This window comes from Flavobacterium sp. AK-345 (genome assembly GCF_058310175.1).
The window spans coordinates 455231-474706 of record NZ_JBZEER010000001.1 but is presented as its reverse complement, the minus strand read 5'-3'; the positions used below and the strand labels follow the sequence as shown (position 1 = coordinate 474706).

At 33.1% G+C, this 19476-nt stretch carries 17 protein-coding genes; 9 read left to right on the top strand and 8 right to left on the bottom strand.

Translation table 11 applies throughout. The features are described 5' to 3' along the window. Positions 1-208: 208 nt before the first annotated feature. Positions 209-997, bottom strand: a complete 789-nt coding sequence (locus tag AC4FQ3_RS02200; protein WP_491180700.1) for an SDR family NAD(P)-dependent oxidoreductase — start codon at positions 995-997, stop codon at positions 209-211. Positions 998-1243: 246 nt separating this feature from the next. Here AC4FQ3_RS02200 and AC4FQ3_RS02195 point away from each other — a divergent pair, with 246 nt between their 5' ends. Next, complete coding sequence (locus tag AC4FQ3_RS02195) at positions 1244-2008, top strand: DUF1349 domain-containing protein (RefSeq protein WP_491180699.1); 765 nt, start codon at positions 1244-1246, stop codon at positions 2006-2008. A 53-nt stretch (positions 2009-2061) separates the two neighbouring features. Here AC4FQ3_RS02195 and AC4FQ3_RS02190 read toward each other — a convergent pair whose 3' ends face one another. Then, on the bottom strand, positions 2062-2829 hold the full coding sequence (locus tag AC4FQ3_RS02190) for a response regulator transcription factor (protein WP_463461153.1): 768 nt from the start codon (positions 2827-2829) through the stop codon (positions 2062-2064). A gap of 141 nt (positions 2830-2970) precedes the next feature. Between AC4FQ3_RS02190 and AC4FQ3_RS02185 the strand changes: the two genes are divergently transcribed. The 4 genes from AC4FQ3_RS02185 to AC4FQ3_RS02170 all read left to right on the top strand — a co-directional run bounded on the left by AC4FQ3_RS02185 (position 2971) and on the right by AC4FQ3_RS02170 (position 6520). Continuing rightward, a complete protein-coding gene (locus tag AC4FQ3_RS02185; RefSeq protein ID WP_491180698.1) occupies positions 2971-3621 on the top strand; it encodes a DUF1349 domain-containing protein in 651 nt (216 codons plus the stop codon). Between the two features lie 308 nt (positions 3622-3929). Beyond that, the gene (locus AC4FQ3_RS02180; protein WP_491180697.1) at positions 3930-4835 is read left to right on the top strand and encodes a helix-turn-helix domain-containing protein; all 906 of its coding nucleotides are present in this window, start codon (positions 3930-3932) and stop codon (positions 4833-4835) included. 82 nt (positions 4836-4917) lie between these two features. After that, positions 4918-5919: an aldo/keto reductase gene (locus tag AC4FQ3_RS02175; RefSeq protein ID WP_073394077.1), complete on the top strand. Its 1002-nt coding sequence runs from the start codon at positions 4918-4920 to the stop codon at positions 5917-5919. 265 nt (positions 5920-6184) lie between these two features. After that, on the top strand, positions 6185-6520 hold the full coding sequence (locus AC4FQ3_RS02170; RefSeq protein ID WP_491180696.1) for a hypothetical protein: 336 nt from the start codon (positions 6185-6187) through the stop codon (positions 6518-6520). Positions 6521-6637: 117 nt separating this feature from the next. On the opposite strand, the gene AC4FQ3_RS02165 is transcribed toward AC4FQ3_RS02170, so the two are convergent. From AC4FQ3_RS02165 to AC4FQ3_RS02155, 3 genes are all read right to left on the bottom strand, one after another. Then, positions 6638-7936: a family 8 glycosyl hydrolase gene (locus AC4FQ3_RS02165; protein WP_491180695.1), complete on the bottom strand. Its 1299-nt coding sequence runs from the start codon at positions 7934-7936 to the stop codon at positions 6638-6640. A 132-nt stretch (positions 7937-8068) separates the two neighbouring features. Then, positions 8069-9562 (bottom strand): RagB/SusD family nutrient uptake outer membrane protein, encoded by a 1494-nt coding sequence (locus tag AC4FQ3_RS02160; protein WP_491180694.1) that lies wholly within the window; start codon positions 9560-9562, stop codon positions 8069-8071. Positions 9563-9574: 12 nt separating this feature from the next. Continuing rightward, positions 9575-12583, bottom strand: coding sequence for a SusC/RagA family TonB-linked outer membrane protein (locus tag AC4FQ3_RS02155; protein ID WP_491180693.1), 3009 nt, complete (start codon positions 12581-12583; stop codon positions 9575-9577). A 699-nt stretch (positions 12584-13282) separates the two neighbouring features. Between AC4FQ3_RS02155 and AC4FQ3_RS02150 the strand changes: the two genes are divergently transcribed. Next, positions 13283-13789 (top strand): hypothetical protein, encoded by a 507-nt coding sequence (locus AC4FQ3_RS02150; protein ID WP_491180692.1) that lies wholly within the window; start codon positions 13283-13285, stop codon positions 13787-13789. A gap of 136 nt (positions 13790-13925) precedes the next feature. Here the strand turns inward: AC4FQ3_RS02150 and AC4FQ3_RS02145 are convergent, their stop codons facing one another. Next, positions 13926-14726 carry an SDR family oxidoreductase gene (locus AC4FQ3_RS02145; RefSeq protein ID WP_491180691.1) on the bottom strand — a complete coding sequence of 267 codons (801 nt, stop codon included), beginning with the start codon at positions 14724-14726 and terminating at the stop codon, positions 13926-13928. A 102-nt stretch (positions 14727-14828) separates the two neighbouring features. Between AC4FQ3_RS02145 and AC4FQ3_RS02140 the strand changes: the two genes are divergently transcribed. Further along, on the top strand, positions 14829-15257 hold the full coding sequence (locus tag AC4FQ3_RS02140; protein ID WP_491180690.1) for a winged helix-turn-helix transcriptional regulator: 429 nt from the start codon (positions 14829-14831) through the stop codon (positions 15255-15257). 69 nt (positions 15258-15326) lie between these two features. On the opposite strand, the gene AC4FQ3_RS02135 is transcribed toward AC4FQ3_RS02140, so the two are convergent. Then, a complete protein-coding gene (locus AC4FQ3_RS02135; protein ID WP_491180689.1) occupies positions 15327-15884 on the bottom strand; it encodes a hypothetical protein in 558 nt (185 codons plus the stop codon). Positions 15885-16066: 182 nt separating this feature from the next. On the opposite strand from AC4FQ3_RS02135, the gene AC4FQ3_RS02130 reads away from it, so the two are divergent. Together AC4FQ3_RS02130 and AC4FQ3_RS02125 are read left to right on the top strand one after the other, a co-directional pair. Further along, on the top strand, positions 16067-16474 hold the full coding sequence (locus AC4FQ3_RS02130; RefSeq protein WP_491180688.1) for a helix-turn-helix domain-containing protein: 408 nt from the start codon (positions 16067-16069) through the stop codon (positions 16472-16474). Between the two features lie 162 nt (positions 16475-16636). Further along, positions 16637-17167, top strand: a complete 531-nt coding sequence (locus AC4FQ3_RS02125; RefSeq protein ID WP_491180687.1) for a DUF6680 family protein — start codon at positions 16637-16639, stop codon at positions 17165-17167. Positions 17168-17386: 219 nt separating this feature from the next. Here the strand turns inward: AC4FQ3_RS02125 and AC4FQ3_RS02120 are convergent, their stop codons facing one another. Continuing rightward, positions 17387-19234, bottom strand: coding sequence for a P-loop NTPase fold protein (locus AC4FQ3_RS02120; RefSeq protein ID WP_491180686.1), 1848 nt, complete (start codon positions 19232-19234; stop codon positions 17387-17389). Positions 19235-19476 lie beyond the last annotated feature (242 nt).

Below are 19476 nucleotides of genomic sequence, written 5' to 3'. Positions count from 1 at the left end.
GAAATAATAGTGTTTGAAATTTTATCTAAAGGATTAGCAACAGCAACAACAGCAACACATTCGCATAGTGTTGGCGTGCATTCTATCTTTAGTAAAATTAAACTCATTTTTCATATTAGATATACTCTATAGAATTAGTAGACATTTATACAAATGTAATATAATTTCTTATTTGCAAAGAATTTTTTTTTATTTTTTTTTGAAAAAATTAAATTTTATAAATCCCGGCTGCCATTTTTTCGATAAAAGCCTTTGGTAGTATACGGTTGGCATAAACCGAAATGATATTTGTAAAACCCGGAATAGCTTCTGATTTTTTGTTGAACATGGCTTTTACTGCCATTTTAGCAACTTCATCAGGCTGCATATTAAACTTTTCAGCCATTTTGCTAAAAGCGTCTAAACCAGCTCTTGAAGCAAAACCAGTATCAACCGGACCTGGGCTAAAACAGGTTACTGAAATTGAAGTTTGGGCAAGTTCAAAACGCAAGGCACGGGTAAACGATAAAACAAAAGCTTTTGTAGCCGAATAAACAGCCAGCGTAGGTACAGCCTGGTAGGCAGCAGTACTCGATATATTTAAAATGTAGGCTTGTTTTTCTTGTGAAAGTATGGGTATTAATAAATGCGAAAGTTCTACAACTACATTCATGTTAAGTTGCATCATGCCAAGCTGGTCGATTAGCGAAGACTGACTAAAATCGCCCCAAACACCATAACCCGCATTGTTTACTAAAATGCCAACTGGATAGTTATTCATTTTTATCCAATCGGTTACTTTTTGCGATGCATCATTTATAGAAAGATCAATTGATAAAACAGCCACCTTGATGCCGTATTTAACCTGAAGATTATCAGATAGTGCTTTTAATTCGGCTGCACTTCTTGCAACAAGCAATAGTGGATAACCCTGTTTAGCCAATTCATAAGCAATAGATTTTCCAATGCCTTTGCTGGCGCCAGTTATTAAGGCATACGGTTTCGTTTTTTCGCTCATTTTATTAATTTTAATCTTTCAAATATAAAGATTAATTGTAAACCGTTAGGTGTACAACTTGCATAATATTTAACCTAATAAAGCAACTTTCAGTGTGTAAATATTATTTTTCAAAATACTCATCGTAGTAATAAATGGTTAATTTTGACTATTGTTACAAGATTAGAGTTCCTATACATTTGTATTGCTAAATATTTTTTAGTGGATTAAAATCCTCCCCCCTTAATTATAAAAACAATATCTTTTATGAAAACAAAAATCACTAGTATTTGCGCGTTGTTAGTTATTGCTCTTTTTGCCAATTGCGAAAACAAGAATAAATCGACTCAATCTACAGCCGAAACTACAAAAGAAACTAAAATCACAAACCAAGATTCGGCACGTGTAAATGGAACAACATGCGATATTGCCATTTCGGGAATCCATTTTACGAAATCGGTTAATGGTGCAGATACACTTGCTACAGCAGATGCTAATGGCAAAGCAACATTTAAAGCAGGAGCTAAAAAGGATTATTTTTGTGATCCAAACGAAAAATTATCTAACAACACAGCTCCTATTTTGTTATCCAAAATTGACAATAAAAAACCTTTCACTTTAATTTCAAAAGTAACTCCTGAATTTACAAAAGAAGGTTTGTACAATGCCGGCGTATTGTATATTTATGTGAATGATAATTTTTGGCAAAAACTATGTTTTGAACAAGACGAACGTGGAAAACACCGTGTAGTAAGTGTTAGAACCATAGGTACATCTGACGATAATAATCATGATATCGTAACTACTCCATCTATTTATATGAAAATCTCTTCAGATACACAAACAATTGCTAGTTACTACTCTTATGATAAAAAAGACTGGCACATGGTACGCCTATACAAAAACAATTATCCATCTGAAATTTGGGTAGGAATTAGTAACCAATGTCCAGTTGACAAAGGTTCATTAAGCTACTTTGAAGATTTAAGCTTAGTTCAAAATAGTGTTACTGATTTCAGAATGGGAAATTAATTTAAATACCTTTTACACTGCGAAGTCTACCGACTTCGCAGTTATCCAATAATTTATAACAAATTTAAAGCTCCTGCTGTTCGAACTGCTTCAATAGAATTATTTACATTTAGTTTTTCCAAAATATTTTGTCTGTGCCTGTTTACAGTATTAATACTGATATTGAGTTTCGCAGCAATTTCTTTACTAATGATACCTTTACTAATTAAAACTAAAATTTCTTTTTCACGCAAAGTCAAAAGATCAACACAATTTTCATAGGTATCTACATAAAAGATTTCTCCTGTTTTAGTATTGATAATTTTTCCCTCTATACCATTTACACCAGCTGTTTTTTCTAATAAATAATTATATAGACACACAGCAAGCCACAATCCGCCTTCTGAACTGTTTTTCATATAAAAACTGCGATGCAAAATATACTGGTATTCCTTTTTAGTATTTAAGGTTCTAATTCTGCATTTTGTAGCATAATTTAATCTTTCCTCAGAAGATATTGTCTTTAAGAAATTAAAAAACTCCAGTTCCAAAAGATGCCTTTGAAAAAGATCATCAGGATGAATGCGGTTATAAATGTCCTCTTCCCAAATAGAATCAATTGTTGTAAATCCGGAAGTATGAATATCAAAAAAACGGCCAAAATTACCCGCAAATATATAGCTCTTATTACTCGCTAAATCTGAGAGTACAGCTACTGAATTATCTAATTTCACGTAGGCCTCCATCATTACTATAGCCTCATTTAATGCTTCTTTACGCTTTTCAGGGCTGTCTATTGATTCAAAAGAAAATTTGTCTTCTAAGTTCGAAATAGGATTCATAACTATAATTCGTTATTACTGTACTAAGTTATAAGAAAGGAGATTAGAGTGATTTTAAAAATGGTTATATTTAACTATTGCTGCAAAAAACTCAAATTACATTCTTTGTAAATTATTAATAAAATCCAAATTTAAGAAATCATGAAGAGAATTCACTTAGTTTTAATATGTATATGCATTATGGCTGTAAAAGGAAACGCTCAAAAACTAACTTCAATGAACTGGCTCAATGAACCGGCTGACTGGGAAATAAAGGACAATAAACTTACTATGCAGGTTACACCACAATCTGATTATTGGAACAAAAGCCACTACGGATTTACAGTTTACGACGGGCCTTTTCTCTATACAGAAAGAAGTGGCGAGTTTGAAGTTGTTGTAAAAATGAGCGGTGTTTATAAGACCAGGTTCGATCAGGTTTGCCTTATGCTTCGAATTGATGAAAACAATTACGTAAAAACTGGTGTCGAATATGTAGACGGAGTTTATAATATTAGTACTGTCCATACTATTGATAAAAGTTCCTGGAGTGTTCTTGGCTTAAAAGAAAAACCTAAAAATGTATGGATGAAGGCCGTACGTCGACTAGATGCACTGGAGATTTTTTATTCTATTGATGGGGTTAATTATACAATGACTAATACCGTTTATTTTCCGGAATTTAAAACGGTACAAGTGGGCATGATGGCTGCAAGTCCTGATGGAAAAGGCTTTACGGCTACTTTCGAAGATTTTAAAATTACGCACCTTCCGGATCAAAGACGTTTGGAGTGGTTGAAAAACAATCAATAGTTTTTTGTAGAATCAATTACAACATACAACTGCTGAACCCGATAAGTTCAGCAGTTTTTTTATACAAAATCAAATTATATGGTAAGGTTCGATAAACCTACGTAAGTTACCAATGCGTTATTGGAACAGGCTTACGTAAAACGTTTTTTTGATTTTTTTAATGGAGAACTGGTTGCTCCACCGGAAGTAACCTGCCAACAACAGAAGATGAAAATAAATACGCATCTTGATAAAAAATCACATGCAACTGCTTTGTTAAATTATAATTCCCTATTTTAAGGTTTGTTTTATTTTTATAAATTTACGAAATGAAACAAGCAGAAAGCGTTAGCGAATTTTATCAACGACTGCCAAACCATGCACCTGTAAATGTGCCACTTAATAATGCCGGGATCGGTCATATTAATGTTTTTACCAGAGAATCATGTGCTGAAGTAAGTCCTTACAGCCGACGGGATTTTTACAAGATTTCTCTAATCATCGGCAAGGGTAAGATTTATTATGCCGACAAATGGATACAGATTGACAAACCTGCCCTACTCTTTTCTAATCCTGTGGTGCCTTATTCCTGGGAAGCAGAATCTGAGCAACAGTCCGGTTGGTACTGCCTGTTTACCGAAGATTTTATACAGCATAGCGAACGCATGAATAGCTTACTGGATTCTCCTTTATTCAAAATTGGATGTAATCCGATATTTTTTCCCGATGATACTCAATTAAAGGAGCTTTCAGCCATATATATGAAGATGCAAGCCGAAATGCTTTCTACTTATCCGCATAAGTACGATATTCTGCGCAGCTATCTGCATCTGATAATTCATGAGGCCATGAAAAATAATGCTGCCACAAATTTTCATACCTATACAAATGCCTCTTCCCGGGTATCAGCTTTATTTCTTGAATTGCTCGAAAGACAATTTCCAATTGACTCTCCTTCACTCACATTAAAATTAAAAAATCCGGCAGATTATGCCAATTCTTTATCCATACACATCAATCATCTTAATCGTTCAGTAAAGGAAATTACAGGAAAAACTACATCAACTCATATTGCAGAGCGTATTATTAAAGAAGCTAAAACCTTATTGCAGCACACAGATTGGAATATTGCCGATATTGGCTACAGCCTTGGTTTTGAATATCCTTCTTATTTTACACTCTTTTTTAAAAAGCACACCGGTTTGGCACCAACTCAGCTGAGAATAACTGTTTGAATATTATAATTAACTGTTTGATCGCTATAAGTCCCGACTGTGTTTTCAGGTTTACATTTGTAGAAACAAAATTAGATAAAAAATGGAATACAGAAAACTCGGAACCACCGGTGAGGAATTATCAGCACTTGGTTTAGGCTGTATGGGCATGAGCTTTGCTTATGGTCCAGCAGACGATAAAGAAAGTCTGGCTACGCTGGAGAAGGCACTTGATTTGGGGGTTAACTTTTGGGATACAGCCGATATGTACGGCAACGGTGCCAATGAAGAACTCATCTCCAAAGTCCTTGTCCCTAACCGCGATAAGATATTTATTGCAACAAAATTCGGATTTCGTTTTAAAGATGGAATTGCGGGGCCAAGCAGTGCTTCAGGAACCTACTTTGACGGCTCTCCTGCCTGGATGAAAGTTGCAGTTGAACAAAGCCTAAAGCGTTTGAAAATTGACACAATTGATCTTTATTATGCGCATCGGGTTGACCCAAATGTCCCGATTGAGGAAACTGTTGGAGCAATGGCAGATTTAGTAAAAGAAGGTAAAGTCCGCTATCTCGGACTTAGTGAAGTCTCTGCAAATTCTTTAAGAAAAGCGCATGCTGTGCATCCAATCTCTGCTGTTCAAAGTGAGTACTCGCTTCTCACAAGAGATGTAGAAAACGGAATATTAAAAACTACTCGTGAGCTTGGTATCTCTCTTGTCCCTTATTCTCCTTTGGCGCGGGGTCTGGTTACCAATAAACTTAATGTGGATACACTTGCCATTGATGATTTCAGAAGAACGCTTCCGCGTTATCAAAGTGAAAATATTGACAACAACAATAAGCTTATAGAAAATTTTGCAGCATTTGCGGCCTCTAAAAGTTGTACACCCGCACAACTAGCTTTGGCTTGGGTGTTAGCGCAGGGTGAAGATATAATTCCTATTCCGGGAACCAAGAAAAGAAATTATCTGGAAGAGAATGTTGGTGCAATTGAAGTTAAATTGTCAAGCGCTGATCTTACAGTAATTAATGAGTTAATTAATAGATACCCTATAATTGGAGAGCGATATAGTGAAGAAGCAATGAAGATGGTTAATCACTAAGTAACTTTTTTATTTAAAATAACAGCAAAAATAAAGTCTGCTCGCGCCGTGGTGTGAGCAGACTTTATTTTTGTCAACAATTCCAGAATCATTTTTTATTTAGATGATGCTGAAGATAGGGTTGAAACAAAAGTGAATTGGTAAAGATTAATTTTTACCTATACTCAGCTAATAATTATGCAACTATAATTTATTTTTCTATAAGAAGTTGGGATGGAACCTATGGTAAATTTGTAATTATGTAAATTATAAAAAAACAAACGTTATGGAAAAGCAAAACAACCCCGAATATGGTCAAACAGATCCCGATTTTATTGATCAAAATACTTTGGTTGATGGTAATAACATCCTAAACGAAGATCAATTACACCAAGTCGTTCAAAAAGAAGATACAACAGAATTTGGAGAGAGTGATCCTGATTATATAGACCAAAATACTCTGGTTGATAATGATAATTATGCCAGAGATGAAGATCCATATCGATATCAGGACGAATTTAAAATCAAATCAGAAAAAACAGATCAGGAACAAATCATAAATAAAAATGACGCCATTACCAATGATGAAAGGAAAAATGATTTAAACAAAGATAACGAGTAATTGTATTTGTCATAATTTCAAAAATAAACCTTCTTTTTATGAATATTTTCAAAAAAGAAGGTTTTGTGTTTAAAAGTGGATTATAAGTATATTCTATGCATAGCTTATTAAATTCACTTAACCCTTTGGTTCTATAATTTGGTAGTTTCCGCTAAGATGCATTAAACTAAAGAGATACATCAATCCATCATAATAAGGATCAAAATAACCGTCTTCATAAGGTTCAAGTTTTGCATTCCAAACAGCATGAACAAAATCTATACTTGCCTTATCTTTATTTACTAATGATGCTGTTGCTGCAGTTCCTACTAATCCAATCGAATGTCTTAGTTTTTTCACCGAACCAGCCTGAAGAATAAACTCTGGAACAGAACCATCCAGATTAAACTGATCTTTAAATGTATTTAATCCTTTTGATCTAAGGAAATTTTGAAATCGTTTGGCATAATCTTCCTGCCATTCTTTATCTTTTCCGTACCAGGTATAATCCATTGCGATGTTCATAGGAACGCGCCAGGAATCATAACGAAATCCCGCAGGCATCCAGGGTGTTGGGTGCGGTTCACCATTAAACTCGGTATAATCTGAATTTAGCCCCGTCACAGGATGGCAGGCTTTATGTAAAAAATTACGCGAAACATCGGCGCATTCTTTATAAAACTTCTCATGACCGTCTTTGGCATACAATGCCCATATTTCGTAAAATGCAGGAACATGATAAGAAGGATCTGTCCAATTGTAACCTCCTCCTTCCGGTACAAATGAAATCTGCTTATGCTCTGTATTTATAATATTATGCACATTGCCGGTTCCGTCTTTTTCCCACATGGCATCTAGGATTCTTCTTGCCTCTTTGTAGTAGTTTATTCCTGTATCATTACCCCATTTATTAGAAGCAAAAAGCAGGCTGGTTATATAATACAATTCCCCATCTGAAGCAGAACCGGGAGAGTTTTGTTTTTTGGTCTCTGGATTTACACTCCAGGCAAAGTACCCTTCTCTTGGTCCTTCCTGATGCTGCATGTATTTTACAGACCATCTCCAGAGACGATCAAAAACATCTTTTTTATTGAGCTGAACGGCAACCATCATTCCGTATGACATTCCTTCGGTACGGGCATCTTTATTTTTAACATCAGAGACATATCCTAATGAATCCCCTTCTTCAAAATAAACTTTATCCGGTCCTTCAAAAACATCGTAATAGGCTTTGGCTAATTTCTTATCTATTTCGATTTGGCTGTACCCTGCTTCTTTAAAAAGATTCCGGTATTGAGGTCTTTTGAGTTCTGATTTATCCGTTTTCTTCTTATTCTGTCCTATAATTAAACCGGGAGCAGTCAATATAAAGATCATTACCAAAGCTGAAATTTTAATTAAACTCAAGCTTTGATTTTTTTTATCTGTATTTTTCATTTTTTGACTTAATTAAATAATTTGAAAATGCAATTCGTTTTTCTTCAGTTGCATTTCTGTAAACAAATAAACAGCGCAGTGAAATGCGCTGTTTATCCAACTTAACTTAAACTAACCAAAATTTAAATTATCTTAATAACCAGGATTATTATCTGTTGGTTTTATTTTAGGATTAGAAGATGTTTCCCTGTTTGGTATTGGCCATAATTCACTTTTACCAGTAGTAAAACCTGTTCCTTGTAATACAGTACTTGCGATACCCCATCTTATAAGATCATCAAAACGAGACTGTTCTCCGGCAAACTCTACCTGACGTTCGTGAACAATTGCAGCAAAAACTGCGTCTTTGGTTGGTGCAATAGTAGTTGTCAGGTTTGCTCTGTCTCGAACTTCTTTAATGTATGCTATAGCTGCTGTCTGCGAACCGCCATCTCTTTGGTTTTCGCATTCGGCTTTCATAAGCAATACATCTGCATAGCGCATTACTTTAAAGTTGATGCTTGATCGTGTTGCTTCATCTTCTCTTGTGTAATAGTTTTGATATTTTTTCCAGCCTGCTCTTCTAATACCTGCAGAGGTAGTAAAATTACTTGCTACCATTACCTTGGTTCCTTTTAAATAAGATGATCCTGGCACATAAAAAGTATCTCCAAAACGGTTATCACCTGCTTCATACGAATCTAAAATATCATCTGACGGATAAACATTGTACCAGCTAAGATTTCCATATTCCTGACCTCTAAGTGTTGACTCCTCAAAACCCGTTCCGCCGCTATCACCAACAGCACCCCATTGATCGCCGGTTCCGTTTTTCTCGTCAAACTCTATCTCAAAAATAGACTCTTTACCATGTTCTGTTTCCTCCATAAAGTTGTTGTAAAAATTACCTTTGTCTTCAAGGCTGTAACCTGTAACATTATTAAAAGCAGCTAAAGCTTCATTATATTTCTTTTGATATAACAATACCTTGCCCAAATGTGCATAAGCCGCTTCTCTATTAGCTCTCCCTGCCGATTCTGAAGCTTTTGGCAAAAGATTTTGCGTTGCAAATACAAGATCTTCTTCAATCAAAGCATATACCTCTGCTTTTGGGCTTCTTGCGTTTCCAATTATAGTGCCTGTTTTATAAATTGGTAAATCACCAAAACGTCTTACTAATAGAAAATAATAGTACGCTCTTAAAAAATGAGCTTCTGCTAAATATTTGTTCTTTTTTTCCTGAGATAAAACATTATCCGGAAGAGCATTGATTTTCGGCTCGTTATCCAGCACAAAATTAGCTCTGGAGATTCCTGTATAACAAGATTCCCAGTAATATTGAATAATATCATTTCCTCCGTTAAAAGAAAAATCCTGAAAAGGTTTCTTGTTCCCCTCTAACTGCGGGTTTCCTAAAGCATCATGCCCCATAAGATCCATGGCGAAAAAAAGATTTCTGCCATAGAGTCCTCTTGTCTGAAGATTTGCATAGGAAGCATTTACAGCAGACTGAACCTGTGTTTCGGTTTTAAAGAAAGTTTCAGGCGATAAGGTATTAGGATTAGCTAATTCTAATTCGCTCGTGTCACATGAAGTTATGCTTAAAACTCCGGACAGCACTATAAGTATATATTTAATTTTTTTCATCGTCTCTAAATATTAAAATGTAACATCAATTCCAAAAATCACCGATTTTGGCTGTGGGTATCTTCCTAAATCAATACCTGCTGAATTTGCATTTGCATCAGCACGGGCAATTTCAGGATCTAAACCTGAGTAATCTGTAATTGTTATAAGGTTTTGTCCGCTTACATAAAATCTTGCTTTTGAAAAATAGCTTTTAAAAGAATCTCCTGATAATGTATATCCAATAGCGATGTTTTTTAATCTGGTGTAAGAACCATCTTCTATATAACGCTGGTTTGCTGAAGACCAGTTGATATCTGCTCCTTGTGCTCTTGGTAATGTAGCCGAAGGATTTGTAACAACGCCATTTACAACATTTGCCCTGTCCAAAACATCTGTGCTGGAGTTAAACAAGCGGTTCATTCCTTTTAAATCAAAAGTGTTTGCATTATAAATATCGTTACCTGCAACCCCGGTTATAAAACAATTGAAATCAAAGTTTTTATAGGCTGCGCTCAGGTTTAAACCGTAAGTGAAATCTGGGTATGGATTTCCGATATTTGTTTTATCATCTGCATTTATGATTTTATTACCGTCTCTGTCAATTATTTTAATATCACCCGGTTTAATCGTAGTCTGCCCAGGTCCAAAAACAGCATCAACTTCTGCTTGATTTTGATAAATTCCATTGGTTTGATATCCGTAAAAATAAAATAATGGCTGTCCGACTTCTAATCTGGAGAAATTCTCTAAACCTGCTCTTGCAGAAGGGCCTCCTAATACACTTGTCACTCCTGGCGCCAAACTCACTACCTCATTTTTGCTTGTTCCCAAATTAGCCAAAGCCGACCATGTAAAATCACCTTTTCTGTCATTAAAACCAATTGACAATTCATAACCGCTTACTTTTACGTCTGCAATATTTTGAATTTGAGTTCCACCGCCCGCAGATCCAACAGAAGCCGCAAGAGGCACTGCAAAAAGAATATCACTACTCTTATTATTGAAATATTCAAATGAACCCGTTATTTTTTCATCAAAAAAACCAAAATCTAAACCGATATTCCTGTCTAGTTTTGACTCCCATTTTAAGTTTGGATTAGCCGCAACTCCCAAAGAAACACCCGGCGCATTCCCGCCTCCAATTGGATAATTATAATTTGCCAATAAAGTAGCACTATATTGATAATTGTCTATCCTGTCGTTTCCTGTCGTTCCTGTACTGGCTCTAAGTTTTAATGTACTAAAAACAGAATTTTGCATAAAACTTTCTTTAGCAATATTCCATCCTACAGCAACAGAATAGAAATTTCCCCAGCGATTATTAGCCCCAAAACGTGAAGATGCATCTCTACGTCCTGAAACAGCCAGGATATATTTTTCATCATAGTCATAATTGATACGGGCAATATAACCGATGTTTTTTTCCTCGTAATTGGCAGATCCTAAACTTCCCTCATTATAGCGCAGCTGATCAATTTCGTCTGAAATATAATAGCGGCTTCCGGCTGCTACACTTTGTGATTTTCCATCAATTTTAGTAATAACTCCCAACACTTCAAGATTGTGTTTGTTTGCGATAGTTGTTTTATAAGTTAAACTATTATCAAAAACGATAGTCTGGCCTTGAGAATTTGTTTCGTTTGTTGTAGAAAATGCCTGTTTGTGATAAGAACCATCCTGAAAGCTCGGAACGAAAGTATGATCTTTACCTGTATAATAATCTAAGGAAACTTGTGATCTGAATTTCAATCCTTTGTAAATTTCTAATTCAGCAAAAATATTTCCAATAATGGATAAGTTATTTATTTTCTGATATCCTAAATTAGCCACACGAACAGGATTTTCTGCGTCATTACCATCTATAGCGCTAGGTCCTTGATAGCCGCCTAAACTATTTTCATTGTAAATTGGAAAATAAGGCGCCATTTTAATTGCATGCTCTAATAATGTTCTTCCCCCTGCAGAACGCTCAGGGTTAATAGTACTAAAAGAAACCCCAATGTTACTTCCTATTCTTAATTTACCAATATCCTGCGTGTTATTTGCTCTAAAAGAATAACGTTCGAAACCTGTATTAATAATAGCTCCTTCCTGTTTTAAATATTCCGCAGAATAACGGCTTGTAGAATTCTCAGTACCATTTGAAAAACTCAAATTGTAATCCTGCATAATTCCCGTTTGAAAAATCTGGTCCTGCCAGTTTGTATTTATATTTCCAAATTCGGCCGCTCTTGCTGTTAAATCACTCCCTAAATCTTTAGCGTATTGAAGATACTGCTGGGTATTTAAAACATTATACCTCTTTGTCACTTCCTGTCCGCCAACGTAAGTACTAAAGGTTAGCTGTCCTGGACCTTTTTTTCCTTTTTTAGTAGTAACCACAATAACACCGTTAAAGGCTTTAGAGCCATATAAAGCTGTGGTAGAAGCATCCTTTAAAACAGATATACTCTCAATGTCATTCGGACTTAATCCAGAAAGGTTACCCGTTAAAACCCCGTCAATTACATATAAGGGAGCACTGTTTCCCATAGTAGCAAGACCACGAATACTAACAGTGGGATTGGAACCAGGTGCACCATTTACAACTGTAACCCCTGCTGCACGTCCTTGTAGTGCAGATTCAGCGTTAGTAATAGGTACCGCAGCAATATCTTTTGAACTTACAGTCGAAATTGCTCCTGTAATCTTGGTTCTTTTTTGAGTACCATAAGCTATAACTACTTCATTTAAATTTTGTGTCGATTGAACAAGAGTAACATTAATTGAACTTCTTTCACCAACTGTGATTGTCTGTGAGATTAAGCCAACATAGGAATAAGTTATTTTATCGGTTGGATTAACTCCTTTTAAAGAGTATTTACCGTCAAAATCTGTTGATGCGCTATTCTGCGTTCCTTCTACATTAATACTGGCACCCGGTAAAGGAAATCCCGAAGGGTCAGTAATCACTCCATTAATGGTCTTTGATTGTGCCATTATACTATGACTGCCCACGATCAGCAGTCCGATTAGTGCAATTTTGAGTTTTAAATTCATATTAATAGTTTTTTTTTATTTGGTTTAAATAGTTAATGGTTTTTGTAATTGTATTAGTTCATAAGTGGTATTATTTATTCAGTTATTATTTTGATTAAAAAAAAGATTGACTCAATGTGAATCAGTATGAGGTAATTATATTACTAACAAATATAAAAAAACAATTAATAAAACAATCGGTTGCTTTGTATTTTATTTAAACAATAAACAAAAAATAGTGAAAATAAAAACATTAAAAATATTTATTAACTAAAAAAAATACAAATAATTTAATCTTCAAATAAATTTAAAATAAAAAATAATAATTTAATAGCCAACTGACCTATTTAATACAAAAAATACAAATATTAAAAAAAAGAGTAAATTTTATTAAAAACATCTTAAATATAAGTAAAAAACTACTAAAACAAGTTAAAAAGATAACATTTGCAATTTATCCTATATGGAAATAAGTCAAAAAAGCAAAATGCAGTTAAAAAAACAATCGGTTTCTTAAAAAAGAATATTGTTTTAAGCTATTGTAATTAATATTAAAAAAGTCTAATTCGATTAGTTAATAATCTGCGCCGGACCAAAATTTAAACATAAATATTTATTTAAACTTTTAGCGATGTTTTTAAACCTTATTCTGGCTTTGATAATTATTTACATATCTCAAATTTGAGAGATAACTAAATAATTACCTAGCAATGCAAAATTATGAATGAAGATTTTTTTAAAACAAAAACTAATTTAGATCCTTCAGATTACAAAAAATTATTTGGAGATCCTTTTTGGAATAAACAAGGAAAAACATACATAGGTTTAGCAATTCTAATTATTTTATTCTCAGTTTATTATTATTGGCAAAACAGGTATGTAGAACTTCGCCCTGTACTTGTAAATGAGGTTTTACATAGACCAATAATTTTTTCAGAAACATTTCATAATCAATTATTTAAAATCGCAAAACCAAACGAAATTCCGCCAAATTTTTATAAAAACATAAAGTGGGTTTTGGAAAGAGAACATCAAGAATATATTGTAAAAAACGGAGTGATTTATATTAGATATAAATACATGAATGATTATGAAATGATATGGAACCATACCACTAAAACTAACAATCTCGAATGGTTTAAATCGCAAAGAAGGATGGATAGTATCAATGGAGATTACGAAAGCAAAGAAGAATTAAATAGAATTATTAAGGGATTTCGTGATTAATGCGATTATATATTACATAATGCTTACCATTAGTAATAAATTGCAATCCAGTCGAGGTCACTGGGACAAAAGATAAAAATCTTCTTTTGCCCCGTTTTTTTGCCGTAATCTATCATTTACAAATATGAATTTTATTTTAGGATTTATGTAATTGTTTAAGAACATTTTTTTCCAAAATTCCATAAGCAAAATGTTGAAGGTTTATCAGAACAGAAGTGCCTTTACCCACAATATTTCTAAATTTAGGTTTAGCCGTCTGTACAACTTTAAGCACTTTTTCTGCAACCATTGCAGGATCTTCGGCTTGTTCTACCAAAGTGTTTGTGAATTTTTCAATCTTACCTCTCAGTATATTGTAATCTTCAATTTTATTTAAAGTTGAAGATGAGTTATCTAAAATACTTGTTTTAAAAGCAGCAGGTTCAATCATAGCAACACTAATGTTAAACTCATTCAATTCATAACGTAATGCTTTGAAATATCCTTCCAATGCGTGTTTGGAAGCTGCATAATATGCCGCATTGGGAAACGAAACAAGCCCTACAATTGAACCCACCGTTATTATTTTGCCGAATTTTTGTTTTCTAAAATAAGGCAATACGGCATTCGTTACCTTGATGGTTCCCCAAAAGTTAGTTTCCAATTGCTGTCTTCCCAGCTCAATAGGAGTTTCTTCTGCAATACCGGAAACTAAAAAGCCTGCATTATTGATAAGAATATCTAACTGTCCTATTTCCTTGAAAATTCTTTCTGAAAAAGTATTTATGGATTGTTCTGAATCAAGGTCTAATGCTATCATTTTAAAAGGCAACTCTGATGCGTACTTTTCGGGGTTGCGGCTGGTACCGATTACATTATATCCGCTTTTGTAAAGCTTGTTTGCTATTAACAGGCCAAACCCTGATGAAGCCCCTGTTACTAAAATCGTTTTATTCATGATTACTTGATTTAAAATTTAATTTGTAAATTTGCTTGCAAATTGCAAGTACAAATATATAAACAACTTTCAAAATGCAAGTTGTTTTTTTTTAAATATTTTATGAAAACTGAAAAAAAAAGATCAGACTGCCCATTGAGTTTCTCACTTGACGTATTTGGCGACAAGTGGTCATTGCTTATTATCAGGGATTTAATATTCGGAAATAAATGTACCTATAACGATTTTTTAAAATCGGAAGAAGGCATTGCAACCAATATTTTAGCATCAAGACTCAAAGGACTTGAAGAAAATGGTGTAATTGAAAAATCAGCACACCCCGACAGTAAAGCAAAAAATTTGTACAAACTCACACCAAAAGGAATTGATTTATTGCCCATAATTATGGAAATTTACATTTGGTCTGACAAATATTACGAAATGCCAGCCGAGTTAAAAGCGACAATCAAAGAAGCCAAAAAAGACAAAGACAAATTTGTAAAACAGGTAACAAAAGAATTGAAAACCAAAATGACTGAGAAAAAAACCTAATAGCCAAAAGGGAGTTTACCCCTAATCCGCTTATAGAACCGTGTATTTCAAAATTGGGATAGGAATATTTTACTCTGTTACAGAAATCTGATTCTTTTTCTTGATTTTCTCAACTCCCCTTTCTCTGATTAGTTCCACGGCATCAAGCATTTTGATTAAAAGAATATAAGGCGTCGTTAGGTCAGTTTCTGGATCTTCGGCATAGGGAGACAATGAAAGCTCTACGATTAAACATAAAAAGAATTCAAATTCTTTAAGCGTTTTTTCTTCAAATGCTTTTTGAAATACAATAAAAGGATTATCGTATTCTTCCTTTGTTAAAGAAGTAAGAGGAAAAACTGTTTCAGAGCGCAAAGACTTTTTTACTTTCCATTTTTTGCTTTTCTCTTGCAGGCAATAACAAACTTTGAGAAAAGAAAAGATAGCCGTATAAAACACAAAAACATCAGAGGGATTGTCTTCTTTGTAAACTTTTGTTTTATAGCTGTAAATTACCATTTCGGTTAAATTTTGTTTATAATAATCAAGACGTGCAAAGGTAAAAAAGGCATCAATGGCCTTAAAGGGATTTCCTGCCACAAACCCTGCCCAAAAGTTAGTTTCTAAGGATACTTTATTCTTTTTCATAGTACGGAAGTATAAAATTTTCCAGCGAAAGTCCATTCTTTACAAAGGATAATCTATTCGAAAAGGCGGATATAATATCTGACAAAAGCGATGTTTTCTGAGATATTTTTTTATCTTTGAAATTCAGGATTTTTAATCCAAATGGCTTTATCTTTGAGCCTCTAGAAAAATTGATATTCATTATGGAACAGAAAATACATCAGGGAAGAAACGTAAAACGCTTCAGAGAAATGCTTGGCATCAAACAAGAAGCATTGGCTTTTGATCTGGGAAATGACTGGAACCAAAAGAAAATTTCTATGCTGGAGCAAAAAGATGTAATTGAAAATGATATTTTGGATCAAATCTCGCATGCATTAAAAATTCCTGTTGAAGCTTTTCAGAATTTTGATGAAGAACAGGCGGTAAATATTATTTCTAACACTTTTGATAACGGAGCTTTCTTAAATACAGGTCATACTGCAACATTTAATGTTAATCCGATAGACAAATTGATCCAACTTCATGATGAAAAAATTGCTTTATACGAGCGTATGTTGAAAGAGAAAGATGAAATGATGGTGAGGCTTGAGAAATTATTCGATAAATAATTATTTTATAGAAGATATATTGATTCAAAAAAGAGACTTTTGAAGTCTCTTTTTTTGTTGAGGTATTATTGTTAGTACACTGATTATATTAAACGAATATTGTCAATAACTCATTTGAGTTTTTAAGAGTATATTTCTTAATTTTACTAAAAATCACTATTTATGTTTTTACAAATATTAAAAGACTATGGAGAGTTAATCTCTATTACACTAATTCCATTTATAATTTGGGGACTTGGTGCTTTTTTCCAAGACAGAAAGTCAAAAAAAGATGCTAAGATGAATCTTTTTTTGAAATTAATGGCAACAAGAAAAGCTACTCCTATAAGTAAAGAATGGGTGGATAGTCTTAATCAGATTGATGTTGTCTTTCAGGATAGTAAAAAAGTTCGCTCCGCATGGAGGCAATTTTATGATGCTCTTCATCCAAGATCAGCACATTTTGATAGCCAAAATTCCTTTCGTTTAGATCTTTTATCTGAAATGGCAAATGATTTGGGCTACAAGGATTTGAAACAAACTGAGATTGATCGTTACTATAGTCCCCAAGCATTTGGGGACCAAGAGAAAAGTAAAGAGCTTCTTGCAAAAGAGACTTTGAGGGTTTTGACAAACTCAAAGGCTTATGGGGTTGCATTCTCACACGAAGAATTAGAAGCGCATCAATACAGATTGAATAATGATTTTGAGTAAAAATTTTACTCCTATTTATTCGCGATGGCGCCGATTTCTAATCCGTGCCCGCAAAGTATATCTTAACATATTTAAAAAAGAAAATCCCGTTTTTATTAATATTAGGAATGGGCACGGAAAGAATTTCCGCGCTATCGTGCGCATATCCAAGCGACCGGACTATTCATAAGAACTCTTCGGAGAGCGGAGTTTGATTAATGATAAAAATAAATTAAATATTTAATATGATTGAAGTCGTTTAAGTCCATGCTTTAAAGCATTATCTAGGTCCTTAATAAAAACATCTGAAAATTTATTATTTTTTAAGGTTGAAGATTTTTTTTCAATTTTCACAGATAAAGCTTTAACAAAATCAATTTCATCTTTTAAATTAGAATTATAATCATGATAACGAAGTGATATTAAACTACCTATTTTACTTTTTAGAGCGTTATCAGAACTTAGAAAATACAAATAGAATTTATGAACATTTAAATTTCGCAGGACTGGTTCATATTGGTGTTTTTGAAATAATTCAGAATAAAATGCATCAAAATCTTTTATATATATTTCCTCTAATCTAGAACTTTTTAATTGCTCACTTTTCTTTTTTATTTCATTGTTTATCTTGAGACATTCATCCTTTATATCTTGCATTTCTTTTTTGAATTCTGCTTTTTCGTCAATATTTAGATATTGTTCTAAACTTGGATTGAATTCAAATGAAGATATATCCTTATGCATCCCTTTAATAATTTTACTCTTTACTATCTTAATATTCAATTTCAAAATATTCGAAAGTCGTACGGCAAAATGGAAGACCGTTAAATAATCTATTAAATCATATTTTCCCTCACTCGCATAGTTTATCATTAATTTAGTTTTCTCCTTATATTCTCTATCAGAAAGATTTGTATAGTTCCTATATGTCAAATCCCTTATAACCTGATCATGAGCAGGTAAAACTTCATCATCAATATTATAAAACTCTTTAAGTTCCTTAATCAACTTTTGTATATCTAAAATATTTCCCCCTGTTATAAAGTCATAAATTGATGTATAAAAGTCATAATCAATTTCAGGAAAATATTTTTGCTTAAAAATTGCTGCGTATGATGGAACGCTTTTATCTTGGTCTTTTTTTTCTCTATCAAGGAGAAATTTCCTTATATAATCCTTTTGCACAAAGATGTCTAGTTCCTTGCGATCTTTAAATGATATTTCTCCTAATTTATATTCTATCGTTATTGCAAGTGAAAATTTTAATAGTTCATTTAATAGTTTTAACTCATTTTTCTGCAATGATACATTTGAGGGCAAATTTTTTTTAATCTCAGAAAATGTTAAATGAAAATAATCTAGAGCAAAACTTAGAATTCGAAGATTCATCGAAGCTTTTCCAAAAAAGTCTAAAATTATATCTCCGTTAGCTTTAAGAAACTTTTGATAAAATAGAAAACCATCAAATTTTTTTATTAAACCTTGAAATGCTGAATTTAAATCCGGCAGGAATTCAATTGTATTTCCTATAACTTTTTCTTTAATCTTTTTGTAATCTGGAGAGTCAATTTTATCTTCATTGGCAATTAGTATTACTTTAACATTCTCATGCTCTACTAGTGAATTTACAAAACCAATAACTTCTTCTATTGCTAATGATTTACTTATTCGTTCTAAATCATCCAACACTAGCACAAGCTCATCAAATTTTATCCAATCTTTTTTTTCAACTTCCACGTCTGCAACAATCTTGTAATAGTCATCAAGACCATTCATTTTGAGGATTCCCTTAAAAAGAGCTTTACCTAAATTTGCGGCTAGTTTTGTTTTTCTGTTTTTTAAAATTGGATAAAGATTTAGAATAATTTGTGTTTGAATCTCATCAATAGAATTTATACCAAATAGTGATAATAAGATCGGAGTATATCTTTTTTCAGCATCTTTTATCAGGTGAGTATTCTCAATTAAACCTTTTAGCTTATGTTCAAAATAATATGTTTTTCCGCTCCCCCAATCTCCTGTAATAACAATAGCATAATTGGTTTTAATTTCCAAATACTGAAGTACAATTTGATCTAATTTAGACATATTTTTTAATAATTTATACACAAGAGCTATTAAGCACTAAATTACTTAAAAGTAATAAAAATTGTTTGACTCTCCGGCGATTTTATATACTTTCTCAATACTAAAAATTTCCCAATCGCGCAAATTTGTAATCCGTGCCCGCAAAGTAAATCTTAAAAGATTTAAAAAAGAAAATCTAGTTTTATTAATATACTTTATTAATATAGAAACGGGCATGAAAAGAATTTCCACACTATCGTTGC

Excerpts from the sequence above, each read along its gene's own strand:
- AC4FQ3_RS02140 (WP_491180690.1), top strand. The coding sequence starts at position 14,829 with ATGAAAACTGAAAAAAAAAGATCAGACTGCCCATTGAGTTTCTCACTT.
- AC4FQ3_RS02120 (WP_491180686.1), bottom strand. The coding sequence starts at position 19,234 with ATGTCTAAATTAGATCAAATTGTACTTCAGTATTTGGAAATTAAAACC.
- AC4FQ3_RS02185 (WP_491180698.1), top strand. The coding sequence starts at position 2,971 with ATGAAGAGAATTCACTTAGTTTTAATATGTATATGCATTATGGCTGTA.
- AC4FQ3_RS02180 (WP_491180697.1), top strand. The coding sequence starts at position 3,930 with ATGAAACAAGCAGAAAGCGTTAGCGAATTTTATCAACGACTGCCAAAC.
- AC4FQ3_RS02130 (WP_491180688.1), top strand. The coding sequence starts at position 16,067 with ATGGAACAGAAAATACATCAGGGAAGAAACGTAAAACGCTTCAGAGAA.
- AC4FQ3_RS02135 (WP_491180689.1), bottom strand. The coding sequence starts at position 15,884 with ATGAAAAAGAATAAAGTATCCTTAGAAACTAACTTTTGGGCAGGGTTT.
- AC4FQ3_RS02125 (WP_491180687.1), top strand. The coding sequence starts at position 16,637 with ATGTTTTTACAAATATTAAAAGACTATGGAGAGTTAATCTCTATTACA.
- AC4FQ3_RS02145 (WP_491180691.1), bottom strand. The coding sequence starts at position 14,726 with ATGAATAAAACGATTTTAGTAACAGGGGCTTCATCAGGGTTTGGCCTG.
- AC4FQ3_RS02195 (WP_491180699.1), top strand. The coding sequence starts at position 1,244 with ATGAAAACAAAAATCACTAGTATTTGCGCGTTGTTAGTTATTGCTCTT.
- AC4FQ3_RS02190 (WP_463461153.1), bottom strand. The coding sequence starts at position 2,829 with ATGAATCCTATTTCGAACTTAGAAGACAAATTTTCTTTTGAATCAATA.
- AC4FQ3_RS02200 (WP_491180700.1), bottom strand. The coding sequence starts at position 997 with ATGAGCGAAAAAACGAAACCGTATGCCTTAATAACTGGCGCCAGCAAA.
- AC4FQ3_RS02170 (WP_491180696.1), top strand. The coding sequence starts at position 6,185 with ATGGAAAAGCAAAACAACCCCGAATATGGTCAAACAGATCCCGATTTT.
- AC4FQ3_RS02160 (WP_491180694.1), bottom strand. The coding sequence starts at position 9,562 with ATGAAAAAAATTAAATATATACTTATAGTGCTGTCCGGAGTTTTAAGC.
- AC4FQ3_RS02150 (WP_491180692.1), top strand. The coding sequence starts at position 13,283 with ATGAATGAAGATTTTTTTAAAACAAAAACTAATTTAGATCCTTCAGAT.
- AC4FQ3_RS02165 (WP_491180695.1), bottom strand. The coding sequence starts at position 7,936 with ATGAAAAATACAGATAAAAAAAATCAAAGCTTGAGTTTAATTAAAATT.
- AC4FQ3_RS02175 (WP_073394077.1), top strand. The coding sequence starts at position 4,918 with ATGGAATACAGAAAACTCGGAACCACCGGTGAGGAATTATCAGCACTT.
- AC4FQ3_RS02155 (WP_491180693.1), bottom strand. The coding sequence starts at position 12,583 with ATGAATTTAAAACTCAAAATTGCACTAATCGGACTGCTGATCGTGGGC.